Origin of the sequence: Psychrobacter sp. 2Y5 (genome assembly GCF_051847375.1) — a bacterium.
GTDB lineage: Bacteria > Pseudomonadota > Gammaproteobacteria > Pseudomonadales > Moraxellaceae > Psychrobacter.
Map to the genome: position 1 here is coordinate 1 of NZ_JBPYDA010000021.1, position 11,396 is coordinate 11,396.

General features: G+C 42.5%; 9 protein-coding genes. 4 read left to right on the forward strand and 5 right to left on the reverse strand.

What is annotated here, in order from left to right:
* Positions 1-132: 132 nt before the first annotated feature.
* The gene (locus tag ACS8E3_RS12835; RefSeq protein ID WP_439244718.1) at positions 133-864 is read right to left on the reverse strand and encodes an FKBP-type peptidyl-prolyl cis-trans isomerase; all 732 of its coding nucleotides are present in this window, start codon (positions 862-864) and stop codon (positions 133-135) included.
* A gap of 574 nt (positions 865-1,438) precedes the next feature.
* Between ACS8E3_RS12835 and ACS8E3_RS12840 the strand changes: the two genes are divergently transcribed.
* Positions 1,439-3,166: a mechanosensitive ion channel gene (locus tag ACS8E3_RS12840; protein ID WP_439244720.1), complete on the forward strand. Its 1,728-nt coding sequence runs from the start codon at positions 1,439-1,441 to the stop codon at positions 3,164-3,166.
* A gap of 100 nt (positions 3,167-3,266) precedes the next feature.
* Here ACS8E3_RS12840 and ACS8E3_RS12845 read toward each other — a convergent pair whose 3' ends face one another.
* Entirely contained in the window at positions 3,267-4,685 is a 1,419-nt protein-coding gene (locus tag ACS8E3_RS12845; protein ID WP_439244722.1) for a hypothetical protein, read from the reverse strand.
* Positions 4,686-4,933: 248 nt separating this feature from the next.
* Between ACS8E3_RS12845 and budC the strand changes: the two genes are divergently transcribed.
* Complete coding sequence (budC, locus tag ACS8E3_RS12850) at positions 4,934-5,716, forward strand: meso-2,3-butanediol dehydrogenase (RefSeq protein ID WP_439244724.1); 783 nt, start codon at positions 4,934-4,936, stop codon at positions 5,714-5,716.
* A 19-nt stretch (positions 5,717-5,735) separates the two neighbouring features.
* Here the strand turns inward: budC and ACS8E3_RS12855 are convergent, their stop codons facing one another.
* The 3 genes from ACS8E3_RS12855 to ACS8E3_RS12865 form a co-directional block, all read right to left on the reverse strand.
* Positions 5,736-6,467, reverse strand: coding sequence for a lysophospholipid acyltransferase family protein (locus ACS8E3_RS12855; RefSeq protein ID WP_439244727.1), 732 nt, complete (start codon positions 6,465-6,467; stop codon positions 5,736-5,738).
* A 136-nt stretch (positions 6,468-6,603) separates the two neighbouring features.
* Positions 6,604-8,493: a DNA topoisomerase IV subunit B gene (gene parE, locus ACS8E3_RS12860; protein ID WP_439244728.1), complete on the reverse strand. Its 1,890-nt coding sequence runs from the start codon at positions 8,491-8,493 to the stop codon at positions 6,604-6,606.
* Between the two features lie 183 nt (positions 8,494-8,676).
* The gene (locus ACS8E3_RS12865; RefSeq protein ID WP_439244729.1) at positions 8,677-9,309 is read right to left on the reverse strand and encodes a YqiA/YcfP family alpha/beta fold hydrolase; all 633 of its coding nucleotides are present in this window, start codon (positions 9,307-9,309) and stop codon (positions 8,677-8,679) included.
* Positions 9,310-9,485: 176 nt separating this feature from the next.
* On the opposite strand from ACS8E3_RS12865, the gene ACS8E3_RS12870 reads away from it, so the two are divergent.
* Positions 9,486-9,746 carry a DUF1289 domain-containing protein gene (locus tag ACS8E3_RS12870; RefSeq protein ID WP_439244731.1) on the forward strand — a complete coding sequence of 87 codons (261 nt, stop codon included), beginning with the start codon at positions 9,486-9,488 and terminating at the stop codon, positions 9,744-9,746.
* A 126-nt stretch (positions 9,747-9,872) separates the two neighbouring features.
* Complete coding sequence (locus tag ACS8E3_RS12875; protein WP_439244733.1) at positions 9,873-11,027, forward strand: catalase family protein; 1,155 nt, start codon at positions 9,873-9,875, stop codon at positions 11,025-11,027.
* The last annotated feature ends 369 nt before the right edge of the window (positions 11,028-11,396 follow it).

Here is an 11,396-nt window from a genome sequence, read left to right on the forward strand (position 1 = left end):
AAAGGACTGAGTCCTGTGCAATACAGAACTCAGTCCTTGTTATAAAATAAACCGTCCAACATTTGGGGGTCAGTTCATATTATGAGAGCTTTTTTATTGACGTTAGCGTCTGTTAAATACCTACAGATCTCATTATTTTACAGATAACAACTCAACTGTGAAAATCAAAGTACTGTTAGGTTCGATGCCTTGATTGCCCGCTTCGCCATAAGCAAGATCGCTTGGTATATAAAACTCGTATTTGCCGCCTTCTTTCATTAGCTGTAAGCCTTCCGTCCAGCCAGCGATCACTTGGTTTAACGGGAACTCGATAGGCTCGCCGCGCTCATAAGAACTGTCAAATACTGTACCGTCGATCAATTTACCTTCGTAATTGACTTCGACGACGTCAGTCGCTTTTGGTGACTTGCCTGTACCTGCGGTCAGTACTTTATACTGCAAACCTGAATCAGTCGTTTTCACGCCTTCTTTTTTCGCATTTTCCGCTAGATAAGCTTCGCCTTTTGCAGTGTTCTCAGCGGCTTTTTCTTGCATATCATTAACGAACTTCTCTTCTTGCTCTTTTTGGTAATCCATTAATACTTGTTGCATCTGCTCTTGGGTCAAAGCAGAGTCATTACCTTGATATCCGTCACGGAAACCTAGCTCAAAGGTATCTAAGTCAAGATCTGCAACCGCTTCTTTATTACCTTCTGCCATCATATAGCCCAAGCTATAGCCCACTTTTTGGGTTTGCGAGCTTTGTTCGGTCACAGCCACGCTTGCCGCTGAGGTGTCTTGATTGCCGTTATTGGTACTACAGCCGGTTACTAGCAACATAGCACTAGCTAGCGTACCAATTGCAAAGGTAGTGATTTTTTTCATAGAGTACTCTCAAATTGTAAGGTAGTGATAATAAGTTATTGGTCCGTCATCATAACAAATCTTGGTTTTAGGAACTACGCCTACTATCGGGTTTAAGATAATATTTAATCATCAGATGTACATTTTTTGTTAATGATTTTAATCATGATAACAAGTTATCACACAACTATAGCGTTAAGTAAAGCATTATGTCTTTAAACTAAACACCATATCCGCTAAGCTTAATCAGATTAAAGAATATGTAACTATAAGTCATATTTCTACATAAATCACCGGATTACCGAAAATGGCTTAGGTTTTTTAAACCGATCTCTATTTATCTCTTCTAACGACCCTTTATCAGGTTGTCAGTTAGCAAATAAATTATCAGTTACAATAGCAATTCCGGGTTAACGCTTAATAACAGAACTTTTATTGTGCAATGGACTGCCATTCTCATAATCACCTGCTCTATTTTGCAGTTTTATAATTAAATAATTCTATTAAAATACTATTTATAAATAATGATGTCATTTTTTGGTGAGTGTGCCCTATTTATCTCATTATCGAGACATGATTATTAAAGGAGGATAAGATGAATCCAATGTTTACATCTTTTAATGGTTATCTTGGTGGACCTATTGGTTCTATCATTGGGGCTATTTTAATTTTTATTATTGGTTGGCTAGTGGCTTTAGGTATTGCCGCCTTAGTACGTAATGTACTGGCCAAAGTAAACTTAAATCAACGTATGGACTCTTCTACGGGTAAATCTTACGACTTGGAAGGCATTATATCCAAGATCGTTTTTTGGTTTATCTTTATCATAGCTATTTCAGCCGCTCTAAATACGCTTAACTTAAACTCTATCTCGGCACCTTTTGCCAACATGGTGGGTCAAGTGTTGTCCTTTATTCCTAATCTTATCGCTGCCATTGCTATTGGTATCATCGGTTGGGTTGTGGCTACTGTGGCTCGCACGGCGCTTAATACTGCGTTATCAAAGACTACGATGGATGAGCGCTTGAGCGCGCAAGCAGGCGTCAAACCTATGAGCAGCACCATTGCTGATATGGTTTATTGGTTCATCTTGCTTATTGTTCTAACGATAGTACTAGGTCAGTTAGAGCTTGATGGCTTATTTGCTCCTCTAACGAATATGGTTGATAAAATCTTTAGCTTCATTCCGAACATTCTTATCGCAGGTGTGGTCTTTGTTGTTGGTTATATTATTGCCAAAGTGGTACGCGGTATCGTAACTAACCTGGTGTCTACCTTTAACGTTCAAGAGCTTGCTTCTAAAGCCGGTCTTAGCGAAGAAAATAGCTTACCTAATATTGCCGGTTCTTTAGCTTTTTTAGTAGTAATCATCCCAACGATTATCGCTGCCTTAAATGCGCTAAAAATCGAAGTTATTGCTCGTCCTGCGACTAACATGCTCAATAAAATAATGGAAGCTCTGCCTAATATCTTTATGGCAGCCGCCATCTTGATTGTAACTTATTATGTCGTACGTATGGTTGCAAACATCATCAAAGGCTTGCTTGAGAATACTGAAATCAACCGTTTACCTGCCAAAGTTGGTTTACAAGAGACGATGGGTGATAAGCGCATCTCTGATGTAGTCGGTTATGCTATCGTATTCTTTGCGATGCTGTTTGCTGCAGTTGCAGCCGCTGATCTACTAGGTTTCGAGCCTATCTCAGCGATCATTACGATGTTTATCGCTTTCGGTGCCAACATCATCTTAGGCGCGATCATTCTATTCATCGGCTTTTGGCTTGCCAATATCATCGCTGGTGTGGTTGAGCGCTCAGAACAAGGTTCACAGTTCTTAGCCAATATTGTACGTGTATTGATCATGGGCTTAGTACTAGCTATGGGCCTAAAAGCGATGGGTATTGCTGATTCTATTGTTAACCTCGCATTTGGTCTAACGTTAGGTGCCGTAGCCGTAGCATTTGCTCTATCATTCGGTCTTGGTGGTCAAGAAGCTGCATCTCGTTTCTTACGCAAGATGCAAGACAAGATGGACAAAGAGCGTGATGAAGCGAAAGCTAAATCAGCTGTAGAGCCAAGCAAATCTACGCAAGAAAAGATTAAAGAATCGGTTCGCGATAACACGCCTACTGCTACAAACACGCCAGCTACGCCAAGCACTGCAACGACTGATTTGCGTACGGACACTGTAGATACCAGTAATCTTGATACCAACACTGTCGATATCACTCCTGCTAGAGGGGATACAGACACTGGGCTTAACACTGGTAATGATAATGAGATCTTACCGGGTAGCGGTCTTGCTGACGACACCAATCAATAAGCGTTGATAGCAGTGTATTTATTAACGTAAAAAGAAAAGACAGCTTAGGCTGTCTTTTTTTATGCGTATGGATAATAGTATTGGTATAGGCTAGAGGCGCTCAGCTCTGTGGTTTATTTTTTGTGGCGGGAATATTAAAACTAAGGGTTATAGTTGGCAGTGGTTTTGAATTTTTATTTAAGCCCACTTTATTTGCTTTCCCATCGTGTTTTTGATTATGCTGCTGACTATTTAGGCGTTGTAACTGTCTAGTCAGTTGCCGCTCTTTTTCACTCATCGCGGTCACTGGCTGGATAAATAGGTCAATATCAATAAAGGTATCCACTCCTTCTACCATAAACTCCACACCTAGCACAATAACATGATGCAGCTCAGCGATAGGTAGGCGCGTAGACACGTCTTTGGCTATTGTAGCCAGATTTGGCGCGATGGTTTTGCGGCTTTGTTTGCCGTCTTGCTGTCGGCCATAAAATATCAACACATAATGTCGGCCTAAACTTTCATAAGAGTGCTGATGTACCACATAACCAGCTTGCTGCTGCTCAATGCTGCGACTCGGATGCTGATAGAGGGTGCGGATCAGTTCATGGCGCGAGAACAACGACTCTGATAATAACTGACGTTGCCAAAGCGGTAACTGCGCAGCTGTTAGCGACTCTGAGAGCATCTGAGCACTAAGCTGATGCCACAAGAGAGATGTTTGCCTCATTTGCTCATAAATCCGCTTTGTAGTCTTCTCATTGTTTCTTTGAGCCAGACTCATAGCGACTAACGTATTATTCGGCGCATCCTGAATACCGTATTTTATCAAAGCATTGTCGATAGTGAGCGCCTGCGCATAGATAGCCGGACTATCCATAAACTGGTTAAGCACAGACAGCTCAAAATTAAAGCTAGGTTTAGTACTGTCTATTTGAGTACTGCTCAGTTGTGTACTACTCAATGATTGTTGCAGCTCTGCTTGATGATAGCGTAAGAGTCGCCATAGATCATTCGGCGTCTGCAGAGTGTCTAATACCATCTGCCAGACTTGTTGGTCAAAGACTTGTAGTCCTATGCCAGAATCGTTAGCATCGGCGGATTGGTATTCTATAGCATGCTGAGTATCAGCGCTTGTCATCTCGGCTGATAAACGGTGACTATCGTCTGGTGTTTGCACCAAATTGTCGCTATCGACTGCCGGTCTTCTCTCCAATATGAGCACATAAGCGCTATTGATCTGGTTATTTTTGTCTTGTTTTAACAGACGTTTTTTCCACCTTAAAGCAAATCTTATAGCTGCCGAGCGTATGGCGTCTATATCCGTTTTGGTATTATTTTTAGTATTATCTACTAAAGGGGCTAAGACCACTCTCAGGACTCTAAGTTGCCCTAAAGGTAGCTGATAGAGCTGTTGCGTCGTGGACTTTTTATTATGGGCGCTTTGCTCATCTGCTGGCGCTTTTTGGACCTGTAAATAGCTATCTAGCCATAGTGTCAGCTGATTGTGCAGCTCAGGTGTGGGGTTTGGTGGTGTCAAAGCAAAGGCCTTTTGTTTTTTCTAATTCTAGTGCTATTGGTAGTCAAGTGGATTATCTATCGATTTTACTTCGAACTGGCTATAGGAAAATCATAGCCTAGCAGATTGAGCAATTTGGTATCATTTTTATAACCACGGCTTGTTATAAGAATGCCATAAGGCTATGGTAGATTTATCACTAACCGTACTAGATATCATTACCAGAGAATACTTATTTAAAATTTATATCATAACAGGGATTAGATATTATGAAACGTTTCAAAGAAAAAACCGTTATTGTCACTGGAGCGGGCTCAGGCATGGGACGCGCCACTGCTTTGCGTTTCGCTAATGAAGGCGCAACTGTCGTATTGGTAGGACGTACCTCTGAAACTTTGGAGGAGACCGCAAAAGAGTTTCCACAAGACAAAACCTGGATTCATACCGACAACTATATGACGATCACTTGTGATATCAGTGTACAAAGCCAAGTACAAGAAATGATAAAACGAGTGATAGATAGGTTTGAGAAGCTCGATATCGTCGTCAATAACGCTGGCAAAGGTATGCAAGGCAAGATAACAGATTTATCTGGCGAGGACTGGCGCTCAGCTATCGATGTCAATTTAAATGGTACTTTTTATGTCTGTCAGGCCGCCATGCCGCATCTAATCAAGACAAAAGGCAACATCATTAACGTCTCATCACTCTCAGGTATCGGTGGTGATTGGAATATGGCTGCTTACAATGCTGCCAAAGCGGGCGTCACTAATTTGACGCGCACGTTAGCTTTAGATCATGGTCCGGACGGTGTGCGCGTCAATGCAGTTAACCCTACCGCGACTAAGACCAGTATGACCAAAGACATGCGAGAAGATCAACAGAAGGTCGATAAGTTTTTATCGCGCTGTCCTTTAGGACGCTTTGTCACCCCTGAAGATATCGCTGCGGCTATTACCTTTTTAGCTAGCGAAGATGCGTCGATGATTACGGGGGTTAATTTGCCTGTTGATGGCGGCGTTAGCGCCTCCAATGGTCAGCCCAATTTCTAATCTTGCTGTAACCTTGTCTTTAACTTTTGAAGTCTTGATTAACGTCCTGTAGCGGCTGCGAGAGTCGCTCAGGGTGATAAGGCATCACCCCGCCGTACTGCACATAAATCTTTGGCAAATCCTCTTCGATATTACCTGTTGGATACACAGGCTCTAAAAAGCGCACTTCTTTGGCATGATAGTCTAGGGCAACAGGCAAAATAGGCACATTAGCGCCAACCGCCAAGTAATAAAACCCAGTTTTCCATTTTTCAGTATATTTACGCGTCCCTTCAGGTGCTAAACCCAAAAACAAAGTCTTATTGTTTTTGAACTTATCGATACTCGCTTGCAAGACTGAGCCTTTAACTTCGCGATTAATGGGTATGATGCCAAGCCAACGTATCAATTGCGCCAACACTGGTATTTTAAACAGCGTATGCTTGCCCATAATACTGATTTTGAGATCCAGCGCAAATAAGCAAGGCAACGCATATAACCCGTCGATATTGGAGGTATGAGGAACGGCTAATACCACCGCTTGTGAGATATTAGGGATAGTGCCTACTGTTTTCCAGCCAGCTGACTTCATCAGTAAACGACCTATCGTAGGAGCAAGCTTACCGCCACGCTTAGGAATTAAGTCGCCTAAATCTTTTCTATTAAGATCAGGCAACACTTTGGAGCGTCTGTTCGGAGTAGGTTTAGCAGTGGTGCTGGTTTTTGAGTTTAAGGACATAATAGTACGACAGAATAAGGAGTATCCCATCATAGCATTAACCTGAGCAAACTAGCTTATTATTTATACTCTGCTTTGTTTATATAGCTTGTACAGAAGCCTTTGCCAATAAAAAAGGAATAACTCTCAACGAATTACCCCTTTTATACGTACGTTTAGAAGCGTTAGCCTATAGCGCAATATCTGCTAAGTTGCCTTTATTTTCAAGCCAAGACTTGCGGTCAGAGGCGCGTTTTTTGGCTAATAGCATATCCATAACGCTATTGGTCAGCATCATATCATCCATATCGAGCTGCACTAGACGGCGGGTATCGCGGTTCATCGTCGTTTCGCGTAGCTGCTCTGCACTCATCTCACCCAGACCCTTGAAACGAGTAATCTGCGCTTTTTTATTACCAGGAACTTTTGATAATATGTGCTCCAGCTCGCCCTCATCTAGCGCATAATGCACCTCTTTGCCGATATCGACCCGATACAAAGGCGGCATCGCGACAAATAAATGACCAGCATCAACTAAGGCAGGAAAGTGTTTGACGAATAAAGCACAAATGAGCGTGGCAATATGCAGGCCATCAGAGTCGGCATCGGCTAAGATACAGATCTTATCATAGCGCAGCTCAGAGAGATCATCAGAGGCCGGATCGACACCGATAGCAATAGCGATATCATGGATCTCTTGGCTTGATAACACCGTATCGGAAGACACTTCCCACGTATTCAATATTTTGCCGCGTAATGGCAGTATCGCTTGATAATGACGATCACGCGCTTGCTTGGCACTACCGCCAGCCGAATCGCCTTCTACTAAAAACAGCTCGGCTCCATCACGCAAATCACCGCGGCAGTCTGCCAACTTACCCGGCAAAGCTGGACCTTGAGTAATCTTCTTACGCGCCACTTTTTTGGCGGACTTGAGACGGCGACCGGCTTTATTGATCGCTAGCTCTGCAATTTGCGCCCCTATATCAGCATGCTGATTGAGCCAGAGACTAAACGCATCTTTGGCTAATGCTTGCACCGCACCTGCCGCCTCACGGCTTGATAGACGCTCTTTGGTCTGTCCCGAGAACTGCGGCTCAGAGAACTTTAAGGACAAGATGTAATTTATCCCATCCCAGACATCTTCGCCCGTCAGCTTGACGTTACGCGGCAATAGGTTATGAATATCACAGAACTCACGCAGCGCCTCTAAAATACCTGTGCGTAGTCCATTGACGTGCGTGCCGCCTTGCGCAGTTGGAATCAGATTCACATAGCTCTCTTGAACCGGATTGCCGCCTTCAGGCAACCAAGATAGCGCAAAGGTAATCCCTGCACGCTCGCCTTCTGCGGCGTCATAATTATAATAAAAAGGGACATCTGGCAGCGTCTCCAGACCATCGAGCTGCTCAGCGAGATACTCAACGACGCCATCGGTAAACTGCCAAACGACTTTTTCATCGTTGATACTATCGGTAAATTCGATAGTCAAACCCGCTGCCAGTACTGCCTTAGCTTTCAGGTTATGCTTAAGCTGTTTGACACTGAATTTAGGCGTATCAAAAAAACTACCATCGACCCAAAAGCGCACTCGCGTACCACGTTTGCGTTTATTAGAGCTAACTGATTCGCTCAAAGGCGCCACAGGCGCACCATTTTCTAGTGCCATATCGAACTGAGTACCATCACGCCAAACAGTGACTTCGACTCGGGTTGATAGCGCATTGACGACTGAGATACCAACGCCATGCAGACCGCCTGACACTTGATAGTTAAAAGTCGAGAACTTACCACCGGCATGCAGGCGCGTTAAGATTAGCTCAATACCTGTCTGGCCAAACTCAGGATGGATATCAGTCGGCATCCCGCGCCCGTCATCTTCTACGGATAACGAGCCATCTTCATGCAGCTGCACTTTGATAGTTTTGGCGTAGCCAGCTAGCGCTTCATCGACCGAATTATCAATGACTTCCTGCGCCAAATGGTTGGGGCGCGTGGTATCCGTGTACATACCCGGGCGACGACGTACTGGCTCCAGCCCTTCTAAAACTTCTAACGATTGCGCATTATATTGACTCACAAATGCTTTCCTTAATATCTACAAACTATAAATTCTATTGAACCATTATAACTAAAAATACTGCGCTAAAGGCCGATAGTTATAAGCCTTACGTCAGATAATGTCGTTTAGTTGTACTGATTACATCTGAGAGCTTAATGCTAATTTTTTAGTGTTCTTGATATTTTTATTAGGCACATTGCACTAATTAGACAGCTCTTCTACGAACTTTATAACTTCTGGCAAATGCTCAGCGAAATCACTGAAACGATGATCGCCGCGGTTTTGCAAAATAACTCTAGCGCCTTGCTCACTATAAAACTTCGCTGAAAGAGTTGCATTAAGTAATTCATCACCTTCTTTGATTAACGCTGCTACTTTGCTAGGGTTAGCGATGGATAATAATGGATGCGCAGCAAACCAGTGCAAGTCCGCTATGGTGATCGCCCAACCACCAGTGGTGGTATAAAGTGTTTCATTACCATCGAAACTACTGCACGATTCTAACGTATTTTGACTCGCATCGTCTTTAAAGCGCTGGAGAGTAACGTGCGGCTGCGTGCTAGGGTTTAGCAATAACACAGCACAACCAGTATGATTACTCACTAACGTTGAAAAATATCCACCTAACGAACTACCAATCAATACGGTTTTGGCCTCTTGACTCAACTTAGTAACTAAACCAGTCAAATAGCTAAAGACCTGCTCAGGCGCTTGATTTAAGTCAGGACGATGGACTTCGATATCTGGATAATTCTCTTGGCAATAGCTTTCCAACAATAGGCCTTTATTAGAATTGGCATCGCTATCTAAGCCATGGACGTACACAATATTCATATGCAATCTCATCTTCGACATTCGGTATACTGTAAAAATAACTAGTAACGAGCATAACACCAGTGATATAGCGTTAATAGTGCTAAAATCGCTGATCTATAGTCAACTTATATTAGTATGAATGCTTTATCGAAATATCTATTTTAACCGAAGCAAAATGAAGACAAGGAGACGTCATGAGTGAACAGATTGAACTGTTTGACATCGATAATCCTTGTATAGGTGTGTGCACAAGTAATAAAAAAGGCTATTGCTTCGGCTGTTTAAGAAGTCGTACTGAGCGTCAATTATGGTTAAGTATGAGCACAGAACAGCGCAGAGAAGTATTGAGGTTAATTGTAGGGCGTAAGCAGCGTATTGAGCAAATGCGGCAGCGTAAAGGGGAGCAGTTAGGGTTTGATTTTGAGGAAGTGGTCGAAGCTGGGGAGTTGTTTTAGAACACTAGAAAACATATTAATATAGATTCATTTACACATTACCAATATTTATCATAAATAACTATTAGCAAACTTTTATAAAATATTCAAGAATTCGAATTCTAGTTTATTAATATAAGGAAGCTGATGATGCTAAAGAAAATATTTAAACCTAAATATGTTAAATACGACCCAAAATATATCACCTTAAGCAATGACGATAATAAAGTCATAGATACGATTACCGAAGACATCCGTCTGTATGTCAAAAAAAGCAAAGACTTAAACGATATCGATCATCATACTCGTGCCGTCCACGCCAAGAGCTATTGTGGCTTAAAAGCTAAGTTTGAGATATTAGATAATATTCCTGAAGAGTATGCTCAAGGTTTATATGCCAAAGCAGGCATTCATGATGCAGTCATTCGCTTCTCTAACGCCGCTGCCGCCGTCAGTGCAGATAGAAGACTCGGGTTGGGACAAGGACTAGCTATTAAAATATTCGATGTGCCAGGCAAAAAGCTAGCGCCGGGTGAAGAAGATAGTACCACCTTTGATTATGCTTTAGTCAATGGCCCTATCTTTTTTACTAACAGCCTAAAAGATTATGCTTATTTGTCTAAGTTAAACTTCGGACTAAACGGTTATCTAGGCGATGGACTACTAGGTAAAGGTAAGTTTGTCTTTCACTGGTTGACCAAATATGGCAAAGAGTTCCCTGATATCGAAGGTCTGCGATCACTTAACGCTTTTAGAAAGCTAGCGACTATCCCTCCAAAGAACGCTTGGTTATATGACTACTTCTCTCAAGGCGCGTTTCGTCATGGCGACTACATGGCAAAAGTTAGAGTAACGCCTACCAAAGCCTCTATGGAGAAAATTAAACGTACCAACATTCATTTATTTACCGAAGATGAAGCAATTCGTCCCGCTATCATAGAAGAAATCAGAGAGCACGACTATCAGTTCGAAGTGCAAGTTCAACTTTGCCAAAATATCAAAAAACAACCTATCGAACAGCTGACTAAAGAATGGAAAGAGTCTAACGCGCCTTTCGTTACCGTAGCGACTTTGACCATACCTTGCCAAGATGTTCCAGACGATGGTAACCTTTCAGCAATCGAAGATTTAAGCTTTACGACTTTCCGCTGCCTAGAAGAGAATCGTCCGATTGGCACATTACAGCACTCTCGTCTACGTGCTTACCAAGCCTCTTCTAAAGCCCGTCATGAGCACAATGAAGCTAAGCGTAAAGAACCGACTAGCTTGAAAGAAGTGTTTAGTAAGTCAGCTGCTGAATAATTATTCGCAAAGATAGCTTAAAGTACAACGGCAAAAGCCATTATTCTTATGAATGATGGTTTTTTTATATATAAGAATAGAAGACAAAGAAAAGCCCCCAACAAGTTAATGTCGGGGGCTTTTCAGGAATAGAGAGCTGACGAACGAGGAGAGCGAGGAAATAGTCAAAGCACTGCTTTGCTAGGCAGCGCAAGAGAAAACGCTTTAAATAGCGTTTTCTGCGTAGGTCACATGATGATGACTAAATTAAAGATAAAAAAAAGAGCCACCCGGTTAAGGGTGACTCTTCTTAGAATAGAGAGCTGACGATGACCTACTCTCACATGGCCGGAGCCACACTACCATTGGCGCAACGATGTTTCACTTCTG